Here is a 500-nt window from a genome sequence, read left to right on the forward strand (position 1 = left end):
AGAAGCACCTAAGATCAAATACCCTCCCTTCTTCAAAACACTATGTATTTTGACCAGAATCTTTCGTTTTAATTCAGGTGAGAAATAGATCAAGACATTTCTACAAAAAACCACATCGAGATTAGTTCCAACTCGACCGTAACCTTCCATCAAGTTTAACAACTGAAAATCAATGCTAGTTTTGTACTCAGGTTTAATCTGCCAACGACCATCTTCAAGCGAACTAAAACACTTCTTCAAGCGTTGCTCAGACATTCCGCGCCCAAGCGCCAACATCTCATAGATACCAGACTTCGCGTTAGCAAGCACTGTCGGTGAGATATCTGTCGCGACAACCTTTACCCCCCCCTTCAATCTACCGGGCTTAGACTCTTGAAACTCTTTCGCAATGATAGAGATCGAATAAGGCTCTTGACCTGTTGAGCATGCTGCTGACCATATTTTCAAGGGTGCAATAGTATTCTGCTTATCTGCTTCAACGAAGATTTTTTCTTTTAGAA

1 protein-coding gene is annotated in these 500 nt (G+C 41.4%); it reads right to left on the minus strand.

The features are described 5' to 3' along the window. Positions 1-500, minus strand: a 500-nt coding sequence (locus A3735_RS08335; protein ID WP_197485769.1) for a protein-glutamate O-methyltransferase CheR, incomplete at both ends; no start/stop codon positions are given.

The organism is Oleiphilus sp. HI0061 (genome assembly GCF_001635675.1).